Source organism: Urbifossiella limnaea (genome assembly GCF_007747215.1).
Lineage (GTDB): Bacteria > Planctomycetota > Planctomycetia > Gemmatales > Gemmataceae > Urbifossiella > Urbifossiella limnaea.
In genome coordinates, this window is record NZ_CP036273.1 from 4,237,962 (window position 1) to 4,257,913 (window position 19,952).

Annotated in this window: 15 protein-coding genes; 10 read left to right on the top strand and 5 right to left on the bottom strand. The window is 71.9% G+C overall.

Features of this window, described 5'->3' with window-relative positions:
• Window positions 1-17 precede the first annotated feature (17 nt).
• From ETAA1_RS17340 to ETAA1_RS17350, 3 genes are read right to left on the bottom strand one after another with little or no spacing between them, the layout of a single operon-like run.
• Complete coding sequence (locus ETAA1_RS17340) at window positions 18-1,529, bottom strand: hypothetical protein (RefSeq protein ID WP_145240615.1); 1,512 nt, start codon at window positions 1,527-1,529, stop codon at window positions 18-20.
• Complete coding sequence (locus tag ETAA1_RS17345) at window positions 1,529-2,497, bottom strand: glycosyltransferase family 2 protein (RefSeq protein WP_202920189.1); 969 nt, start codon at window positions 2,495-2,497, stop codon at window positions 1,529-1,531. Before ETAA1_RS17345 ends, ETAA1_RS17340 begins: the two co-directional genes overlap by 1 nt.
• Window positions 2,490-3,485: a lysylphosphatidylglycerol synthase transmembrane domain-containing protein gene (locus ETAA1_RS17350; protein WP_145240616.1), complete on the bottom strand. Its 996-nt coding sequence runs from the start codon at window positions 3,483-3,485 to the stop codon at window positions 2,490-2,492. The genes ETAA1_RS17345 and ETAA1_RS17350 overlap by 8 nt, the downstream gene beginning before the upstream one ends.
• A gap of 115 nt (window positions 3,486-3,600) precedes the next feature.
• Here ETAA1_RS17350 and ETAA1_RS17355 point away from each other — a divergent pair, with 115 nt between their 5' ends.
• The 6 genes from ETAA1_RS17355 to ETAA1_RS17380 all read left to right on the top strand — a co-directional run bounded on the left by ETAA1_RS17355 (window position 3,601) and on the right by ETAA1_RS17380 (window position 11,371).
• On the top strand, window positions 3,601-5,166 hold the full coding sequence (locus ETAA1_RS17355) for a 30S ribosomal protein S1 (RefSeq protein ID WP_145240617.1): 1,566 nt from the start codon (window positions 3,601-3,603) through the stop codon (window positions 5,164-5,166).
• 154 nt (window positions 5,167-5,320) lie between these two features.
• Window positions 5,321-6,256 (top strand): AAA family ATPase, encoded by a 936-nt coding sequence (locus ETAA1_RS17360; RefSeq protein ID WP_145240618.1) that lies wholly within the window; start codon window positions 5,321-5,323, stop codon window positions 6,254-6,256.
• Complete coding sequence (locus tag ETAA1_RS17365) at window positions 6,253-7,383, top strand: DUF58 domain-containing protein (protein ID WP_145240619.1); 1,131 nt, start codon at window positions 6,253-6,255, stop codon at window positions 7,381-7,383. The genes ETAA1_RS17360 and ETAA1_RS17365 overlap by 4 nt, the downstream gene beginning before the upstream one ends.
• A gap of 17 nt (window positions 7,384-7,400) precedes the next feature.
• Window positions 7,401-9,563 carry a DUF4129 domain-containing transglutaminase family protein gene (locus tag ETAA1_RS17370; protein ID WP_145240620.1) on the top strand — a complete coding sequence of 721 codons (2,163 nt, stop codon included), beginning with the start codon at window positions 7,401-7,403 and terminating at the stop codon, window positions 9,561-9,563.
• The gene (locus ETAA1_RS17375; protein ID WP_145240622.1) at window positions 9,560-10,126 is read left to right on the top strand and encodes an isochorismatase family protein; all 567 of its coding nucleotides are present in this window, start codon (window positions 9,560-9,562) and stop codon (window positions 10,124-10,126) included. The genes ETAA1_RS17370 and ETAA1_RS17375 overlap by 4 nt, the downstream gene beginning before the upstream one ends.
• Window positions 10,127-10,192: 66 nt before the next feature.
• Window positions 10,193-11,371, top strand: coding sequence for a pyridoxal-phosphate-dependent aminotransferase family protein (locus tag ETAA1_RS17380; protein ID WP_145240624.1), 1,179 nt, complete (start codon window positions 10,193-10,195; stop codon window positions 11,369-11,371).
• A 52-nt stretch (window positions 11,372-11,423) separates the two neighbouring features.
• On the opposite strand, the gene ETAA1_RS17385 is transcribed toward ETAA1_RS17380, so the two are convergent.
• The gene (locus ETAA1_RS17385) at window positions 11,424-12,413 is read right to left on the bottom strand and encodes a hypothetical protein (protein ID WP_145240626.1); all 990 of its coding nucleotides are present in this window, start codon (window positions 12,411-12,413) and stop codon (window positions 11,424-11,426) included.
• A 209-nt stretch (window positions 12,414-12,622) separates the two neighbouring features.
• Between ETAA1_RS17385 and ETAA1_RS17390 the strand changes: the two genes are divergently transcribed.
• The 4 genes from ETAA1_RS17390 to ETAA1_RS17405 all read left to right on the top strand — a co-directional run bounded on the left by ETAA1_RS17390 (window position 12,623) and on the right by ETAA1_RS17405 (window position 18,557).
• On the top strand, window positions 12,623-14,080 hold the full coding sequence (locus ETAA1_RS17390; RefSeq protein WP_145240628.1) for a hypothetical protein: 1,458 nt from the start codon (window positions 12,623-12,625) through the stop codon (window positions 14,078-14,080).
• Between the two features lie 75 nt (window positions 14,081-14,155).
• A complete protein-coding gene (locus ETAA1_RS17395; RefSeq protein ID WP_145240630.1) occupies window positions 14,156-15,391 on the top strand; it encodes an ABC transporter permease subunit in 1,236 nt (411 codons plus the stop codon).
• Window positions 15,392-15,547: 156 nt separating this feature from the next.
• A complete protein-coding gene (locus ETAA1_RS17400) occupies window positions 15,548-17,722 on the top strand; it encodes an ABC transporter ATP-binding protein (protein ID WP_145240632.1) in 2,175 nt (724 codons plus the stop codon).
• A 13-nt stretch (window positions 17,723-17,735) separates the two neighbouring features.
• On the top strand, window positions 17,736-18,557 hold the full coding sequence (locus ETAA1_RS17405) for a 3'(2'),5'-bisphosphate nucleotidase CysQ family protein (RefSeq protein ID WP_238389241.1): 822 nt from the start codon (window positions 17,736-17,738) through the stop codon (window positions 18,555-18,557).
• Between the two features lie 4 nt (window positions 18,558-18,561).
• Here the strand turns inward: ETAA1_RS17405 and ETAA1_RS17410 are convergent, their stop codons facing one another.
• Complete coding sequence (locus ETAA1_RS17410; RefSeq protein ID WP_145240634.1) at window positions 18,562-19,935, bottom strand: PQQ-binding-like beta-propeller repeat protein; 1,374 nt, start codon at window positions 19,933-19,935, stop codon at window positions 18,562-18,564.
• Between the last annotated feature and the right edge of the window lie 17 nt (window positions 19,936-19,952).

Consider the following 19,952-nt stretch of genomic DNA (forward strand, 5'->3'; position numbering starts at 1 on the left):
CGTGTCCCGAGTGTGTCTCAGTACCGCACGTCGCCGCGGAACTCCAACAGCTGCTGAATCCACGGCGGCCGCCACGGGTTCCACGCCGGGTAGAACACGCTCAGCACCGAGAAGCCGAGCAGTACCGCCACCAACAGCCGACCCCACAGCCACCCGCCGAGCCGATCTGCGGCCGGCGGGATCGCCACGAGCCACAACGGCGTCAGCCAGAACAGCCAGCGCGGGCCGCTGGTGAAGCCGCCGTAATTGTTCGTCCTCGTGACGTAGAACGCCATCACCACTGCCGACACGGCCAGCGTCATCGCCGCGAACAACGGCGGTGTGAACACCGCCCCCTTCCCGCCCGGCGCGAGGCGGTCCAGCTGCTTCGCCGCGCCCGCCCCCGTCATCACCAGCCCGGCCGCGGCGAGCACCCACACCGGCGTCAGGCTGAACCAGCCGTGATGGCCGACGAGCAGGTGCGTCGCGTAAACGCTCTTCGGCTCGGCCGCGAAGTCGATCCCCGAGCGGCCCGGGTGGCCCACCGGCAGTTTGAGCTTCGTCCAGTGGCTCCCCTCGTACTCGTACCACGGCCCGCCGAACTTCGCGTACGCCGGCACCACCTCGCCGAAGGCGATGTAGTTCGTCAGCAGGAGTGCCCCGAGCGGGACCAGTGCCAGCGGCACGAAGATGAGCAGCGTCGGCTTCCAGCGCGCCACCAGCAGCGGCAGGCCGATCCCCGCCAACAGCGCCGCCGCCGGCAACTCGAACGTCACCGCCAGGCCGCCGAACAGGCCCGCGGCGACGTACCCGCCCGGCCCCATGTCACGGTTCTCCAGCGCCGCCTTCAACACCGGGTAGACCGCGAACAGGACGCAGTACGCCGCGGGGTTGTGGTTGTTCAGTGTGCCCGAAAAGGTAATCAAGAACGTCCCGAGGCATGCCGCCGCGAACGCCGTCAGCCGGCCGAAGTCGCTCTTGCCTGTGGCGTCGATCAGCCCCGCCAGCAGCCACAGGTAGACGGCGAACGGCACGACGTTGACAAGGACCAGCAGCGTGGGGATGACGAGCCAGCGGTCGCGGACGAGTTGCCAGCCGAACGCCTCCTTCAGCCCCCAGTACACGCCCGCGAGCACGGTGGCGAACAGCGGCGGCTTGCTGCTGTAGAAGTCCTTCGTCTCCGGGTTCAAGACCACGTCCAGCGACTTGAACGCCGGGTCGGCGATGATCCCCTCGTCGGTGTACTTGTCGGGCTTCTGCGGGTCGGGGACGGTACGCTTGCCGATGCGGTACGTCCTGTTCTCGACGAGCGCGTACACGGTCGCCCAGCGCGACTTGTCGTTGGAGCTGAACATCGGCCACGGGTCGGGCCGCTCCCGCGGCCACTCGCGCTTCGGCTCGCTGCCGTAGGTCTGCTTCTCGGTCGCCTTGTAGCGCGTCGGCTCGAACACGAGTTCGGCCCCCACCACCTTCGCGGCGGCGACTGCGACGGCACACGCCCCCAGGAGCAGGTACGCCGAGCGGCGCAGGTCGGAGGCGTCCGCGGCCATCACGCCACCCCCGCGGTTTCGGCCACGCAGTACGGTTCCAGGTCTTCCGGGCCGCGGTCCACGATCAGCTCGGCGAGCAGGCCGGCGATCACCAGCTGCGCCCCGAACAGCAGGAGCCCCACCGACAGGATGGCGACGACGGTCTGCGTCGCGGAGCTGGCCCCGACCGTGTGGTCGCTGACGACCCGCACCACGGCGTTCACCGCGAGGAGGAACAAGCCGAGGAAGCCCACCCCGATCGGGAACAGGCCGAAGTTGCCGAGCAGGTGCTGCGGGCGGTGGCCGAAGCCGGTCAGGAACTTGACCGTCACCAGGTCGAGGAACCCCTTGGCGAAGCGGCGGAAGCCGTACTTCGAGTAGCCGAACTTCCGCGGGCGGTGCTGGATGACCAGCTCGCCGACGGTGAACCCGCGCGCGGCCGCGAGCACGGGGATGAACCGGTGCAGCTCGCCGTACAGCTTCACCTCGCGGAACACCTCGCGGCGGTACGCCTTCATGCCGCAGTTGTGGTCGTGCAGCGGCACCCCCGTCAGGCGGCTGACCATCGCGTTGAACACGCGGCTCGGGAACACCTTGTGCCACGGGTCGTGCCGCACCTGCTTCCAGCCGCTCACCACGTCCTTGTTCTGCAGCGCGTCGAGGAAGCGCGGGATCTCGTGCGGGTCGTCCTGCAGGTCGGCGTCCATCGTCACCACGTCCGCGCCGCGGGCGGCGCGGAAGCCGGCGGCCAGCGCCGCGGCTTTACCGAAGTTGCGGCGGAAGCGGATACCCCGGACCCGCGGGTCGACCTCGGCCAGCTTCAGGACGATGCCCCACGAGCCGTCCGTGCTGCCGTCGTCGATGAAGATCACTTCGACGGGCCGGCCGAGGGTCGCCGCCACTTCCGAGATCTCGGCGTGGAGCGGGCCGAGGCTCTCGCGCTCGTTCAGCACGGGGACGACGAGCGACAGCAGCGGCGAGTCAGACATGGGCGGGCTCGGCGGGCAACGGGCGGACCGGCGGGCGGCAGAACACGTACAGGCCGACGGCGGCCAGAACCTCGGCGAGCGTCCAGGCGAACCGCAACACCAGGGCGATCACCGCGGCCAGCCCCGCGGCGACATCGGCCCCCTGCTCCGCGGCGAAGCGCGGGCCGAGCGTCGCCTGCAGCAGCAGTTCTCGGACGCCGAGCCCGCCGGGGGCGACGAGCACGAAGAACCCGCTGACGTAGGCCAGGGCCATCGAGCCTGTGTCGGCCGCGTAGTGTTCGGCGGGGTGCCAGCCGGGGTCGCCGGGGGCCACCGCCGCGACGCCCAGCGACACGCACGCCCCGAGCAGCAGCCAGCCGACGACGCCGTGAACCATTCCCTGGGCCATCAGCCCGAGCGGCGGGCTCGGCAGCGGCACGCCATCCGGGCCACGCATCTTGGCGATGCGGCGGGCGGCCAGCTTGTTCAGCACCGCCAGTGCCAGCGGCAGCAGCGCCAGGCCGAGCACCCAGCCGACGTTCGGCGAAATCTCCTCCGGCAGCACGCCGAGCCGCGGCAGCAGTGCCGCGGCCAGCAGCGCACCCGCCGCCATGCTCGTGAGGGTTTCATAAGTGGCGGTCACGCCGACGGCGAGCGGCTTCCCGCCGTCGACGCCGCGGAGCAACGCGACCCGGATGAACACGACCCACGCCTTACCCGGCACGTACTTCCCGTACTGGCTCACGAAGTACGCCCGCAGCCCGACCAGGAGCGACACGCTGACGCCCTGGCTGCGGAGGAGCCGGACCCAGAAGCCGCCCCAGCAGCAGTGGGCCAGCAGGTACAGCACGCCGGCGGGGATCAGGTAGCCGACGCGGAGGTCGAACGGGTACGGGTTCAGGGCCGGTTGGGCGAGGATGCGGGCGAACTGGAGCCCGACGGCGACGAGGATCGCCGACGCGAGAAGCGACTTCACCACGAGCCAGAGTCGTGCCCGTGGGGCGGCCATGCCGGGGATTGTAGGATCGCCGCGCACGGCCGGCCCGTTCGGTTGTCAGTCGCGCGTCGCTCCGATAGGTTTTCCAGACGGGTGGGGCTCGCCCCGGCCCGATCGAGGAACCGTGATGAGCTTGCCGACCGATCCCTCCCCGGCCCCGGAAACGCCCGTCTCGCCGACGCCCGCCCCCGAAGCCGCCGCGGCCCCCGCCCCGGCTCCGGCCGCGCCGCCGAAGACGTTCAGCCCCCCGCAACCCGGCGGCCCGCGCCGCGGCGGGCCGACCCGGCCGTTCATTCCGCAGGGGAACCGGCCGCGGGAAGAGGGGCAGGGTCCGCCCCAGGGTGGGCAGCAGCCGCAGCAGGGGCCAGGCACGCAGGGCCGCGTCCAGGGACCCAACACCGCCGGCGGCAAGCCCTTCAACCCGGGCGGCAAGCCCGCCCAGCTGGACAAGAAGGACTTCTTCGACTCCAAGCCGAACAACCGCGAGCTGGACAAGCTCATCGAGGACGAACTCGCCCAGGCGATGGCCGGGTTCGACGTGTCGGCCACCGTCGCGCAGGCCGAGACGCAGCACAAGCCGAAGGCGCCCGGCGCCCCCGCCACGCGGAAAGTCGGCGTCGTGGTCGGCATTCACGGCAAGGACGTTTTCGTGGAGGTGCCCGGCGGCCGCAGCCAGGGCGTGCTGCCGATCCAGCAGTTCGAGGGCCGCACCCCCGTCGTCGGCGAGTCTGTCGAGTTCGACATCGAGCGGTACGACGCGGCCAACGGGCTGCTGGTGCTCACCCGCGAGGGCTCGACGCAGGTCGTGACGGACTGGTCGCAGGTCAGCTACGGCATGATCGTCGAGGCGAAGGTGACCGGCACCAACAAGAACAAGACCGGCCTGACGGTCGAGGTGAACGGCATCAAGGGGTTCCTCCCGGCGAGCCAGCTGGACCTGTACCGCGTCGAGGACATCACGCAGTTCGAGAACCAGCGGATCAAGGTGATGGTCGCCGAGGTGAACCCGAGCGAGCGGAACCTGATCGTGTCGCGGCGGGCCGTCATGGAGCGCGACCGGCAGGTCAAGGCCGAGCAGTTCTGGGCGACCGTCCAGGTCGACCAGACGAAGTCGGGCATCGTGCGGTCGGTGAAGCCGTTCGGCGTGTTCGTGGACCTCGGCGGCGCGGACGGGCTCATCCCCGCGGGCGAGCTGTCGTGGCAGCGGGTGGAAACGCCCGAAGGCCTGTTCAAGGTCGGCGACAGCGTCGAGGTGCTGATCACGCGGGTGAACTTCGAGGAACGGAAGATCGGCCTCAGTCTGCGGGCGCTGACCGAGAGCCCGTGGACGGCGTTCGCCGAGCGCGTCAAGGCCGGGGCGCGCGTGACCGGCACCGTGACTCGCACCGCCGACTACGGCGCGTTCGTGGAGCTGGAGCCCGGCATCGAGGGGCTCATCCACATCTCCGAGTTGTCGACGCAGCGCGTCCGCAAGGCGCGGGACGTCGTGCAGCCGGGTCAGTCGGTCGAAGTCGAGGTGCTGAGCGTGGACGTGCCGGCCCGGCGGATCGCGCTGAGCCTGAAGTCGATCCAGCGGGCCGCCGAGGACTCCGCCGACGCCGCGACGGCCGAGGAGGAGGAGCAGGCCCTCCGCGAGGCGCAGTTCCGCATGGCGAACCGGCCGCTGAACCCGAACCTCCGCGGCGGGATTTAAGCCGAAGATGATTTAACCACAGAGTCACAGAGGGCACAGAGAGTAGACAGGAAGCCGAGACGAGACCAAAACAGATTATTCGGTCTACCTCTGTTTTGTGTCTTCTCTCCGTGCCCTCTGTGACTCTGTGGTTAATCCTTCTTCCTGGACGCCCATGCCCGACGCTGCCGCTTCCCTCGCCGCCCTCCGGGAGAACGTCGGCCGGGTGTTCCTCGGCAAGCCCGAGGTCGTCCGCCTCGCAGTCGTCGCCCTCCTGGCCGACGGCCACCTGCTCCTCGAGGACGTGCCCGGCGTCGGCAAGACGCTCCTGGCCAAGGCGCTCGCCCGCTCCCTTGCATGCAAGTTCGCCCGCGTCCAGTTCACGCCCGACCTGCTCCCCGGCGACCTGACCGGCGTCTCCGTGTGGCGCGAGGGGACCGGCACGTTCGAGTTCCAACCCGGCCCCGTGTTCGCGGAGATCGTGCTGGCCGACGAGATCAACCGCGCCACGCCGCGCACCCAAAGCGCGCTGCTCGAAGCGATGAGCGAGCGGCAGGTGACGCTCGACGGCAAGACGCACCGGCTCGGGCCGCCGTTCCTGGTCGTGGCCACGCAGAACCCGCACGAGTTCGAGGGGACGTACCCGCTGCCGGAGAGCCAGCTCGACCGCTTCCTGCTGCGGGTGACCGTCGGCTACCCCGGCCGCGAGGCGGAGCGCGCCATCCTCCTGCAGCACCGCGGCGGCGAGCCCGTCGATGCGCTCACCCCCGTCGTATCGGTGCAAGCCCTGACCGAGTTGCAGGCCTGCACCCGCGCCGTGAAGGTGGACGCGGCCCTCGCCGACTACGTCCTCGATCTGGTCGGCGACACCCGCACCCACCCCGACGTGGCACTCGGGGCCAGCACCCGGGCGGCGCTCGGGCTCTACCGCGCGGCCCAGGCCAACGCCCTCACCCAGGGCCGCGACTACGTCGTACCCGACGACGTGAAGGGGTTGGCGGAGCCCGTGCTGGCGCACCGACTGGTCGGCCGCGGCTGGGCGGCCGGCGGCAGCCCGGACGCGGGACCGGTCGTGCGCGAGATCGTCGCCAAGCGGCGGGTGCCGACGTGAGGCCGACGACGCGCCGCGAGCCGCCGCCGGGCCGGTCGGTTCACGTGACCCGCGAGGGGGCGTGGTGGGTCGCCGTCGCGACGGCGATGGCGGCGATCGGCTGGTACAAGACGATCCCGCCGCTGCTGCTGCTCGGCTACGCGATGCTGGCCCTGTTCGCCCTCAACGCCTGGCTGGCGCGCCGCCAACTCCGCGGGCTCACCGCCACCCGGGCGGCCCACGCCCCCGTCTACGCCGGCGAGCCGGTCCGCGTCTCGCTGCGACTCCGCAACGACGGGCCGAGCGCGGCCACCGCCGGCGTCCGTGGCTCCCAGCTCGATCAACTGTTCGAAAACGTCCCGGCCGGCGGCGAGGTCGAGCGCGGCGAGACACGCACGTTCGCGGAGCGCGGCGTGGTCGGCGGCGAGGCCCCGAGGGTGTGGGCCGACTTCCCGCTGGGCCTCGTCCGCTTCGAAGCGCCGGGCACGCCGGGCGGCGAACTCCTCGTGTTGCCGGCGCTCGGCTCCGTCGATCTGGTCGGCTTTCGCCGCTGGGTCCGCCGCGAGGCGGGTGTCGAAGGGCGGTCCCGCCGGCAGGCGGCGCGGGCGGCCGCCGACCGGGCCGACCTGCGCGGCGTTCGGGATTACCGCCCCGGCGACGGCCTCCGCGACATCCACTGGAAGACGACCGCCCGCCGCGGCGAGCCGTTCGTCCGCGAGTACGACGCCGCCCCCGACCCCGAACTGCTGCTCGTCGTCGAGCCGTGGCTGCCGCCGGCCCCGACGCCGGCCGACGCCGAGAACCTGGAGGCAGCACTGAGCCTGGCCGCATCGGTGGTGCGGGCCTGGTGCCTCGCCGGGGGGACGCGGGTGACCGTCGCCGTGGCGGGCGACGACCCCGTGCGCCGCTCCTCCACGCCGTCCGAAGCGGCGGCACGGTTCCTGTTAGCCCCGCTCGCAACGCTGAGCGGTTCCGACCGGCCGGCGCCGCCGGACCCGATCGGCCCGGCGGCGCGGTCGGAGCGGGTGGTGGTGAGCAGCCGGCCGGCGTCGCCGCTGGCTGCGGCGCTCGGCCGGGCGACGGGCCGGCCGTTCGCGGCCGTGTCGCCGGCGGACGCGCCGGCGTGGTATCAGGCGGGGCCGCGGTAACCGTTCCGGGCGCTGACATGACGGCCGACCCTGCCTTCCGCCTCAGCACGTTCCTCACGCTGGGCCTCGCCTGCGCCGCCCTCGGCGCCGCCGAGGCCCAACTCCTCCCGGAAGTCGCCGCGTTCGCCACCGCCGTCGTCGTCACTCTCGCCGTCGTGTACCGGCTCGACGGCCGCGCGGAAGTTCTGAGCCCACAGGCGGCCACGAACCTCGGGCTGGGGCTCGCCCTCGCCGGGGCCGGTTGGGCGGGCGTCCGCATCGTCCGCGAGACCCGCGCCGGCGACTTCGTCGCCGTCGGCTGGGGTGTGTTCGTCGTCCTCCTGCTGACACCCATCCTGATGGTGCTGTCCGTGTCGTTCGTACTGCGCCGCGACAAGGACGTGGGCGTCTACTGGTACCTCCACGCCATCGGCCTCGGCGTCGTCGTGCTCGCGGCGGCGATCGCCCGCCGGCCGTGGGAGGTGGCGGCGCTCGTCGCCTACGCCGCGGCCGCGGTGTGGGGGTTGGCCCGGTTCGCGCTGGCGCGGGGCGGCGCCGCCCCGGCCGCCGGCCGGCGTGCGGGGCTGATGCGGGCCGCGGGGTGGTTCACGCTCGCGGTCATGGTGGCCACGCCGGTGTTCGCCGTCACCCCGCCGGCGCCGGTGGAGATCGAGAAGTTCGAACTCGCCGCCGCCCGCATCGAGGTCGGCTTCTCCCCGGACCAGGGCGTCGACCTGACCCGCACCGGCGAGCTGACCTCGGTGCAGGCGGTCATCTTCCACGTCGACGTGGACGAGAACGGCAAGCCGAAGATTGACCTGCCGCAGGAACTGCGGTGGCGCGGCCGGCTGCTGGCGCACTACGCACACGGGTCGTGGCGGCGCGAGGCCATTTTTCGGATGCCGCAGGTCGTCGACCTGGCCGTTCAGAAGGAAGACTGGACGCCGCCGGACCTCGGACCGGGGGGCTACCGCATCCGCTACACGGTCCCGGCCAGCCTCCGCTCCGAGTTCCTCGCCGAACCGGTGGTGTGGCGCCCGGGCCGAACGGTGCCGCTGGCGAACGTGTACGAAGGGCAACCGCCGCGGCCGTGGATCCCACTCGCCGACGGGTCGTTCTTCCGCCAGATCGGCCGGCCCGACCAGCGCCGCACGCTCGAGTACGTGCAGCACACGGCGCCGCTCCCCGACCCCGACCTGGGCGTCGGCTTTCTCAGGACCGGCACCCTCGACCCGGAGCTGACGAAGAACCCCGTTCCGGCCGTGCGGGCGTTCACGAACCAGCTGCTGCCGCGGCTCATCCGCGAGGGGAAACTCTCGGCCGACGCGGGCACGCTGAACCCGGTGAACAACCGCCTGGCCGACGAGAACCACGAGGCGGTGGCGCGGGCCTTCACGGCGTTCCTGTCGGAGGCGCCGGAGTACACGTACACCCTGAACCTGACACGCCCGCGGCCGGACCTCGACCCCGTCGAGGAGTTTCTGGAGCACTCCAAGACCGGGCACTGCGAGCGGTACGCCTCGGCGCTGGTGCTGATGCTGCGGGCGCAGGGCATCCCGGCCGCGCTGGCGGTCGGGTTCAAGGGGCACGAACACCTCGGCGAGGGGCGGTACGTCATCCCTCAGGATCACGCCCACGCCTGGGCCGTGGCGCTGGTGTCGCGGCCGGACGCCGGCGGCGGCCGCGTCTGGCACTGGCTCAGCCTCGACCCGAGCCCCGGCGAGGGGATTTCCACGCTGGCGGCCGCCGGCGAGAAGGTGAGCGGCTGGGCGTGGGTGTGGGACCGGCTCCTCGACGCGACCCCCGAGGAGCGGCTGGAAGCGATCGGCGATCTCGCCTCGAATCCCATCGTTCAAGGCGTCGTGGCGACGATCGCGGTGTTGGCGGCGGCGGCGTGGGGCGTCCGGCTCCTGCGGCGCGCCCGCGTGGCGGCCGGGGCGCGGAACCCGTGGCTCGACCCGCTGTACGCCGTGCTGGCGCCGCACGGCTTCACCCCGGCCGCGGACGAGACGCCGCGCGAGTTCGCCGCCCGCGTCTCGGCGGCGCTCGGCGGACACCCGGCCGCCGCGATTCCGCCGGCTTGGGTGGAGCGGTATTATGCGCAGCGGTTCGGCGGCGCCACGGTCACGCCCCCGCGCACCGTTGACCTCGACGCCCTGCGAGCCGCCATGACCGAACTTTCCCCGGGTGGAACCCGATGACCAAGACCTCGCGCCGCCTCACGCCCGAGAACTCGACGCTCGTCGTCATCGACGTACAGGACAAGCTCCTGGCGAAGCTGCCGCGCGCGGCCGAGGTGGTGAAGAACGCCGGCTTCCTGATCGACGCCGCGGTGCTTCTCGACGTCCCGGTCCGGGCCACGGAGCAGTACCCGAAGGGGCTCGGCCCGACGACCGCCGAGATCGCCCGCCGGCTGCCCGCGCCGGCGGCGACGAAGACGGCGTTCAGCTGCTGCGCGGCCGGCACGTTCCTCGAAGAGTTGGAGATGCTCCAGCGGCCGAACGTGGTCGTGGTCGGCGCCGAGACGCACGTCTGCGTCCAGCAGACGGCCCTCGACCTCATCGCCGCCGGGTTGCACGTCGTCGTGCCGGCCGACGCCGTCTGCGCGTGGGGCGACCTGGACCACGCCACGGCGCTGCGGCGGCTCGAATCGGCCGGAGCGATCGTGACGTCGGCCGAGGCGGTCGCGTTCGAGTGGCTCAAGGACTCGGCGCACCCGACGTTCAAGGCGGTGAGTCAGCTGGTCGTCGCCCGCCGGGGGTGAGCCCGGGGACGGCCGGGTTCGTAAACTGACGGGATCGTTCCCGACACTCCGGACCCTGACCTCCCCATGACGATCCCCGGCCAGCTGAACCCCTCCCCGCGCCTCCTGCTCGGCCCCGGCCCGAGCGACGCCCACCCGCGCGTCCTGTCGGTGATGACGACACCGCTGCTGGGCCACCTCGACCCGCAGTTCATCGAGATCATGTCCGAGACGCAGGAGATGCTGCGGCAGGTCTTCCAGACGAAGAACGCCCTGACGTTCCCCGTGTCCGCGACGGGCACCGCCGGCATGGAGACCTGCCTCGTCAACCTGCTGGAGCCAGGTGACAAGGCCGTCGTCGGCACGATCGGGTACTTCGGCAACCGCATGGTCGACATCGCCGGCCGCACCGGCGCCGACGTGACCGTGCTGGAACGGCCGTGGGGCCAGGTGTTCGAGCCGGACATGATCCGCGACGCCGTGAAGCGCGTGAAGCCGAAGGTGCTGGCGCTCGTCCACGCCGAAACGTCCACGGGTGCGATGCAGCCGCTGGAGGAGATCGGCGCGATCTGCCGCGAGACGGGCACGCTGCTGGTGGCGGACTGCGTCACGTCGCTCGGGTGCATCCCGGTCAAGCCGGACGAGTGGGGCATCGACGCGGCGTTCAGTTGCTCGCAGAAGGGGCTGAGCTGCCCGCCGGGGATGGCCCCGGTGACGTTCAGCGAGCGGGCGGTGGCGGCGTTGAAGGCCCGCAAGACGAAGGTGCAGAGCTGGTACCTGGACCTGACCACGATCATGGGCTACTGGGGCGGCGACCGGGCGTACCACCACACGGCGCCGATCACGATGGTGTACGCCATCCGCGAGGGGCTGCGGCTGGTGTTGGAGGAAGGGCTGGAGGCCCGCTACGCCCGCCACGTCCGGAACCACCTGGCGCTGAAGGCCGGGCTGACGGCGCTGGGCCTGGCGTACACCGCCGACCCGAACCATCAGCTGCCTCAACTCAACGCGGTACGGCTGCCCGACGGCGTGGACGACGCGGCGGGCCGGAAGCGGCTGCTGACCGAGTTCGGCATCGAGGTCGGCGGCGGCCTCGGCGACCTGAAGGGGAAAGCGTGGCGGATCGGCATCATGGGCCAGAACAGCCGGCCGGGCTGTGTCTACCAGGTACTCACGGCGGTGGAGCAGGTGCTGAAGGGCTTCGGCGTGAAGGTCGAGCCCGGCGCCGGCGTCGGCGCCGCCGAGCGGGCCTACTCCGCGGCTTAAGTTGATTCGCGACGGCCCACCCGGCACGCCGGGTGGGCCGTGTCGCACCCGGTCAGAAGCGGATGCCGCTGCTCAGCAGGATGTTCACGTTCTGCACGTCCCCCTTGAGCGGCGGGATGACGTTGGTCCAGTCGTAGCCGTACTGGCCGGTCAGCCCGCCGAACCACACCCACCCGCCGACCGGCACCTCGTAGTTCACGTGGCCGCTCAGGTAGAACCCGTGAAACACCGCCTGCCGGCGGGAGTAGCTCTCGGCGGCGTTGTTCGGCACCAGATCGACGTGGCTCGTACCCCACCGGCCGCCGACCTCCAGGCCGGTCCGCACGTTCCAGCCCGCCTCCTCGCCGGGGTTGCCCGGCCCCCAGACGAAACAGTCGCGGCCGACGGCGAAGTTGAACGCCGTCCGGTGCAGCGCCCGGATGCGGCTCGTCGTCAGGATGTCGGCCCGCGGGATGATCTGCCCTGTCAGCTGGTTTGTGCCCGGTGGCTGGCGAATGAACACGTCGGAGAAGTTCGCCGAGGAGCCGCGGTTGTAGGTGTAGCTGAGGCCCAGGTCGAGGGTCCAGGCGGCGTCGCCTTCGGGGTTGAAGAACAGCGTCCGTCCGCCGCCGCCGACGATCCAGCCGGTGTGGAGCCGGTCGGTGAACTCGCCGCTCCCGAAAAGCAGGTTCGGACCGGTCTCGGCGTGCAGTTCGTAGGCCACCTGGCCGTTCCGGCCGAGCGGGCCGCAACAGCCGGGGCCGTCCGTGTACCACGGGCTGCCGTAGGCCCCGGGCGGCAGTGCGCCGGCCGCCGGGGTGGACGTCATTGCCCCGAGCGAGGCCGCGGGGCCGGGGTCCACCGGCCGTGGCGCGGGGGCCGTCTCCTGCCCACCGGTGGGTAGCACCGGCGACCCGCCGGAGGGCGGAGGCGCCGGCAGCTTCGCCGGCGTGCTCATGCGGGTGGGCGGTGTGTAGGTTGGGAACCCGTACTGGCCCGCGGCCGGGGCCGCGGTCGCCGCCGCGGCCAGCACCACCCCGGGAAGCATTCGGGTGATCGTCATGCGCCCCTCGCCGCCGCCGGGGACCCCGAGCGGGCGCAGCGCCCGCCCGGCCGTCGCCCGGCCTGTTCTGTGGTCTCGTCCTCTAGGATCGGCCGTCGACCGTGCCGACTTTAACACCCCTGCCGGCGGTAGCGGTCGTGAGGTTGGCCCCGGTCGCGCCCCGGGGGTATAAGGAAGCTGGGCAACCCGACCGCCACCGACGAGGCGAGATGAAGCGGATCGAACTACGCGACACGGTTGCGGCCCGGCGGTTCGTCGCCGAGGGGCTGTGGTTCCAACGTGCGGTGCGGCCGACCGCCGAGCGGGTCCGGGCGGTCCTGGAGTGGGCGATGGAGATCGCCAACGAGGGCCGGCCGCTCCCGCCGCTCGGGTTCGTCGCCGACGTGGCCCACGTCGCGCTCGTGGCCGACGCCGACCACCGGCCGAAGGAGCCGCTCGCCGTCCCCGGCTGGCGGCCGGAGCTGGCCCGCCGCTACGAGGATCACGTCCTCGGCCGCCTGTACGCCGACCGCGGCTTCGAGCGCGCCGCCGACGCCGTGCGCGTGCTGGCGGGGAACGACCGCGTCCGCGGCGTCGCCTTTCTCGTGGACCGCGTCCGCGAGCGGACCGACGTGGGCGGCGTCGACCTGCCGGTGGCCGTCCTGCGCAACTTACTCACGTCGAACGCCGATGAAGTCATGTCCCGGGCGTGGGACGACCTCTCCCGCGACGGCCCCTCGAAACTCACCGTGGAATTGCTCGACGAACTGGCGTCCGGCGGGCTGCGGCACCCGGACGTGCTGCTGGCGACGGACATCGCCGCGCTCGAAGACCGCTCCGCCCTCGGCGGCGAGGAACAGCGGATCGCGCTGGAGCAGATTCGTACCCAAACCGACGCGCTGCTGGAGCCGCTGCACGGCACCCGCGTCCGCCCGCTGCCGGGCCGGCGGGAGGTGCCGACGCGCATCCTCGACGAGGACCAGTACCCAGTTGGCGGCTACACGTCGATCAGCCCGCGCGGGTCGATCGAGAGCCTGCTCCACTCGCAGCTGGCGTACATGGAGGACGGCCGCGGCCGCGACCCGGACCTGTTCGACGTGAAGTTCGCGCGCGACGAGCTCTTCTACTACTCCCGCGACGAGAACCAGTTCCTCCGCCGCCGGCGGGCGTTCGTGTTCGTACTGCTGCCCGACCTCGTGACCTCGCCGCAGCACTCGGCCCGGTTCAAAGACCCCGAACTCCCGGTGCAGCGGATCGTGCTGATCCTCTCCCTGCTGCAAGCCGTGGTGTGGAAGCTGGACGAGTGGCTGAGCACGGACGCGATCCGGTTCGAGGTGATGTTCGTCCAGGACGCCGGGCGGAAGCCGATGGCCGAGGAGGCGACGTTGTGCGAATTCCTCCTCCGCCCGAACATCGCCCGCGGCGTCGCGGCAGTGCGGCACGTGGCCGACCGCGCCGAAGCGGGCAAGGCACTCGCCGAGCTGGCCCGCACGGCACAGGTTCATGCGCTCGTGGTCGGGACGAGGAAGACCGAGCTGGTGGCGGACGCGGCACTCGTGACCGGGCTGGTCGTGGGCGGCCCGGTTCCCACGCTGCGGGCCGATCCCGCCCCCGTGTCGCTGGAGGCGGCCACGCCCTTCGAGCACTGGCAGGAGGCGCTGCGGCGGGTGTTGCAATTGTGGGTTTGAGCCGAACCGCGGCCGCCCCCGGGCCGTATAACCCCTGAAGCGGGAGTTCCACCCCCGTGCCCCCGGGTCGCGCGCATGTTTGAATGGATCAGCAACCCCGGCCTACTGTTCGGCGGGGTGGTACTCGCCGCCGTGCAGTTCGTCGCCGCCCTCCCCTGGCTGTGGGCCATCGACCCGCGCGGGTTCGAGCGCGCCACCCGCTCCCCGCGCGCCCTCGGCACCATCGTCGCCGGCGTTATCGGCGCGGGCATCGCGGTCGCCGCCTACGCCGGCTACAAGAGCGACGCCAACAGCCTGGAGTGGAACGGGCGGTACGTCTACGGCGCGGTGCTCCACCTGCAACTGCTCATCGACCTGTTCATCCTCATGCCGAACCTGCTGGTGCTGGTGTGGCCCAAGGGCGGGGCCGTGGCCCTTGCCGCGTACCGCGAGGGGCTCCGCCAGCCGATGTCGTGGCTGATCGTCGTCGTGGCCGTGGTGGCGACGTGGGTGTCGGTGTTCATCCCGTACTTCACGTTCGGCGACGACTTCAAGATGATGAAGCAGATCGGCTTCGACGTGGTCATGCTGTCGGCCGCGCTGTTCGGCGTGCTCGCGGCCAGCATGTCAATCAGCGAGGAGATCGAGGGCCGCACGGCCGTCACGCTGATGAGCAAGCCGGTGAACCGTCGGCAGTTCCTGGTCGGGAAGTTCCTCGGCATCCTCATGGCCTGCCTGGCCCTGTCGCTCGTCATCGGCTGGAACCTGACGTTCGCCCTGCGGGCCCAGCCGGAGTTCGACAAGATCAACGAGGTGATCGACCCGATGCCCCAGCAGGCCGAGGCGTCGTTCGTACCGTTCTTTACCGCGGGCGTGCCCGGAACGGCGCCGAAGGTCGTCGCCCGCGGGGCGGGGTTGTGGTTCGCCGACTCCTTCGCCCACTCCCTCGGCATCGCCCTCGGCTTCGGCCAGGTGATGATTCTGGTCGCCATCGCCTCCGCCCTGGCCACCCGGCTGCCGTTCGTCATCAACATCGTGCTCTGCCTCGTCATCTACTGCCTGGGCCACCTCGCGCCGGTGGTCGTGCAGGTGACGCAGAGCGGCGGCGGCGGCACCGCGATGGGGCTGGTCGGGTTCGTCGGGCAGCTGTTCGACGTGCTGTTGCCGGCGCTCGAGTTCTTCAACATGGGGCCGGCGATCATCCGCGAGAGCCCGCTCGACCTGTGGCAGTTCGCCGGCTACGTCGCCACCGTGTTCGGCTACTCGGTCATCTACACCGCCATCGCCCTCCTCGTGGGCCTGCTGTTGTTCGAGGACCGCGACCTGGCGTAGGGCGGACCGCCCCCCGAACCGGTCAAACCTGCCAAGTTTCCCGCGCCCGCTCCGCCCGCGGCGCGAATCCGACGTGCGGGTCGCAGGCGCGTCTGCTACCTTCACTAGTGGAGGCTCCGGGGCCCGACGCCCGGGCACGTCACGGCGGGGGGCTGCGTGGACACCTCGGCGTTCAACCGGCTGCGCGACGACTTCGTGAAATCCCCCCGCGCACGCGTCGCGGCCGCGGTCGGCACCGTCGCGGCCGCCTTCGCGTACGTCGCGCTCCTCGTCCTGCTCTACCTGTTCGTCGACCTTCTGGTCTGGAAGGGGGAAATCCCCTCCTACGCCGACCTCCGCCCCGCCCGCAAGGCCGCCTTCGCCGGCGAATGGATGAACCGCGCCGACGCGGACCGCGCCGACGCGGTCAAGCGTCTCGGCCTGCCGGACGCGAGCGCCGCCCGCGTCGCGGCCGCCGAGTTGAAGCGCGCCCCCACGCCGACCGAATGGGAGTGGCGGTGGCGGGCCGGGGCGTACCTCGCGCTCCGCGACCGGGTGAATCAGGAAGCCGCGGACACGTACCTGCCGGAGGCCCCCGCCGCGGACACACCCGACCCCGCCACTCGGGCCGAACTCGGGTTGCTCAGCCTCGTCGTCCGCGAGCGTGACCGGTGGACCGGCCGCCTCGCCGGCTGGCTGGCCCGGTGGAACGGCTGGGCGTGGAGGCCGGGTGCCGACGGTTCGGCCAATGATACGTACCTCGCCGGCCTGTTCGTGTTCGGGTTCGGGCTGGCGCTGGTTCGCGGCGTGCTACTGAACGCCGTCGCTTATGCGGCCGCGCAGGTGACAATCGAAGCGGTGACCAGGCTGCGGCGCGCACTGTACTTCCACATCTTCCGTCTCGGGTCGCTGGCCGTGCGCACGTCCGGCCCCGCGGAAGCCGCCGAACTCGTGACCGGTCGGGTGGAGTCGGCCCGCGAGGCGGTCGAGTCGTCGCTGACGGCCCCGTACCGCTTCCCACTACTGTTCGTGCTGCTGCTCGGGCTCATCCTGAGCATCAACTTCTGGCTCGCCGTCAGTTGCCTGCTGTTCGCCCTGCTGGTCTGGCTGATCGGCGGGCAGGTGGCGGCGTACTTCCGCCGCGAGGCCCGCGTCGGCAGCCGGCAGTCGGACGCCGCCCTGTCCCTGCTCCGCGAGAGCATGGGGCTCATGCGGCTGGTGAAGTGCTACCAGATGGACCGGTTCAACCAGTCGCGGGTGGAGCGGCAGATCGCCCAGGCCGGCCGCGCGGGCTGGCGCCGCTACCGCGGCGAGACGTTGGCGCGGCCGATGCTCGTGGCCGTCGCCCTCATCGCCGGCGTGTGCCTCCTCTACCTCGCGGCGTGGGCCGTCCTCGCCGGCGACCTCACGACGCCCGGCCTGGCGGTGATGGCGGTCGCGCTGCTGTCGCTGGCGTGGCCGGTGGCCGGGTGGGTGGACGCCCGCCGCAAGCGCGCCCGGGGTGAGGAGGCGGCCGCGGCGATCTTCGAGTTCCTCGACCGCCGGGGGGAAGCCGCCGAGGCCGCCGACGCCGAGTTCCTCCCCGCCCTGACCGGCCGCATCGAGTTCCGCGGCGTCACGCTCACAGAGGCCGGCACCGGAAGGAAACTCCTCGACGACGTGAGTTTCGCCGTGCCCGCCGGCAGCAAGGTGGCCGTCGTCGGCTCCGACCCCACGGAGACGCACGCCCTGGTGTACCTGCTGCCGCGGTTCCTCGACCCCACGACCGGCGAGGTGCGGGTCGAGGACCGGAACATCAGGTGGGTGACGCACGAGTCGCTGCGGGCGCAGGTCGCCGTCGTGATGCAGGACGACCTCGTGTTCACCGACACGGTGGCCAATAACATCAAGTGCGGCGACCCCGGGTACACGCTGCCGCAGGTCATCGAGGCGGCGAAGCTGGCCCACGCCCACCAGTTCGTGGAACGGCTGCCGCAGGGGTACGAGACGGTGATCGGCGGCGACGGGATGAGCCTCACCCCGGGCCAGCGGTTCCGCGTCGCCCTGGCCCGGGCGCTGCTCCGCGACCCGAACGTGCTCGTGCTCGAGGAGCCGTTCGGCCCCGTGGACGAGGACACGCTCGCCCTGCTGGACGACACGCTGGAGCGCGTCGCGCCGAACCGCACGATCTTCTTCCTGGCCCACCGCCTCTCCACGCTGCGTGCCGTTCACCGCGTGTTCCTGCTGAGGCACGGCAAGCTCGAAGCGACCGGCAGCCACCGCGACCTGTGGCAGAACAACGACCAGTACCGCCGCCTCCAGGTGCTCGCCGACGCGACCGGCGAGACGGCGGCACTGTCCGAGACGAGTTGAGCGAGGGACCGCCATGCGTTCGCCACTGGACATGGGCCGCGAGGTGTCGGCCGCGCTCGACGCCGCCGACCTCGCCGCCGACCTCATCCGCCGCGAGTACCGCACGTTCGTAGCCGTCCCCGACGCCCCGGTGTCGATCAGCACGCACGTCGACAAGGCCTCGCAGGACGTGATTCTGGAGTTCCTGCACGCGCAGTTCCCGGCCGACGCCCTGTGTGCCGAGGAGAGCACCGCCGGGCTGGCGAAGGTGGCGCACCGGGGGCAGCGCGTGTGGGTCGTGGACCCCATCGACGGCACCCGCGGGTTTGCCAAGAAGACCGGCCAGTTCTCGGTGATGATCGGCCTGTTGATCGACGGCGAACCCGTGGTCGGCGTTGTGAGCGAGCCGGCGCAGGACCGTACGACGTACGCGTGGGTCGGCGGCGGCTGCTGGACGATGGTGGCGGACGGCACCTCGGTGCGCTGCCACGTGAGCAGGCGGGCGCTACGCGACGCGGTGCTGACGCAGAGTTGGTCGAAGCCGGGACAGCCGAGCCGGCCGGTGCGGGCGCTGGCGCCGGCGGGTGTGGTCGAAACCTACTCCGGCGGCGTGAAGCTGGCCCAGGTCGCTCGGGGCGACGCCGACGTGTACGCGAACGTGTACGAGACGTTCTTCGACTGGGACATCTGCGCCGGCCACGTGCTCGTGACCGAGGCCGGCGGCCGCGTCACGGATTTGAGCGGCGGCCCGGTGCACTACGCCGCCGACCGCTTCGCCCAGACCCGCGGCCTGCTGGCGACGAACGGCCTGTTCCACGACGAGGCCGTGCGGGCGCTGGCGGCCGTGCCGGAATGACCGATCACGGCGCCACGTTGAAGCACTCGATGCGGTCCGGCCCGCGCACGTAAAGGCGTCCGTCCGCCACCACCGGCAGCGCCCAGTTCTGATGCCCCGAGAAGCCCAGCGGTACCGTCGCCACGGGACGGTACTCGTCGGGAGTCGCCTGCACCAGGATCAGGTCACCGGTCTGCGTGAGGATCACCAGGTAGCCGCCGACGGCGACGATCTTCCCGTTCCGCACCCGGGGCGCCTCCCACCCCTCGACCGTGGCGCCGTCGATAAGGCTGAAGCAGACGAGCCGCGCCTCGTCGTTCGTGCCGTCGAAGGCGTACAGGTGGCGGCCGACGGCGACGGCGGTGCCGTGGTGCGTCCGCAGCGGCTTGTTCCGCTTGCTGTACACCGGCTCCAGCCGCAGGCGGTCGGCATCCGGCTTCAGCCGCAGCAGGGCGCAGCCGGTGCCATAGGCCGCGGAGATGAACACGTAGTCGTCGAGCACCAGCGGGGTGGCGATGTTCCCCTGGTGCTGCGTCGGCCACGGGTAGCTCCCCATCAGCGTGCCGTCGGAACGGAGGCAGAGAAGCGTGTCGCCGGTCAGCGCGAACACGGCCCGCACGCCTTGGACGGTGGCCACGCTCGGCGAGCTGTACCCGGCCGGATTCGTGCCCGCGGTCCAGCGGATGAGGCCCGTTGCCCGGTCGAACGCCGCCACCGACCCCTTCCGCCCGCCTGGCTGGACGACGACGGTGTCGCCGTCGAGGAGCGGCGAGCAGGCGTAGCCCCACTGCGGCGTGCGGCCGTTGAACTCCCCCGGCAGGTCGTGCTTCCACACCACGCGCGGCGCCTGCCCGGGGGCCGCCTCAAGGCAGTGCATCAGGCCGCTCGCACCGACCGTGTAGACCCGGTCGCCGTCCACCGTCGGCGTCGCGCGCGGGCCGGCGTCGAAGCCGATGCCGTCGTAGCTCGCGGGGTAGGTGTGCTCCCACACGCTCGCCCCCGTGGCCGCGTCGAGGCAGACCACACGTTCGGAACTCCCCTGCCGGTCCTGCGTGTAGAGCTTGCCGCCGACGACGGCGAACGACGAGTACCCCCCGCCGACCGGGGCCGACCACAGCTTCTCGGGCGGCCGCTTCTCCCAGTCCGTGCGGAAGGGGCCGGCGGGGGCGTGGCCGTCGCGGTTGGGGCCGAGGAACTGCGGCCACCCGCCGCCGACCGCGGCCCGCGGCGCGGCCGGCGGGGCGTGGCGGAGTTGCTCGATTTCCGCAGCGTTCTCGGTGTCCCGGGCGAACCAGCGGGTGAACACGCCGGCCCGGTGCACGACGTACCCGCTGGCCCCGAGCACCACCAGGACGGCGGCGGTGAGGGCGGTGGCGCGGACGCCGCGACGTGTCGTCATGGGTGGGCTCGCAGGAC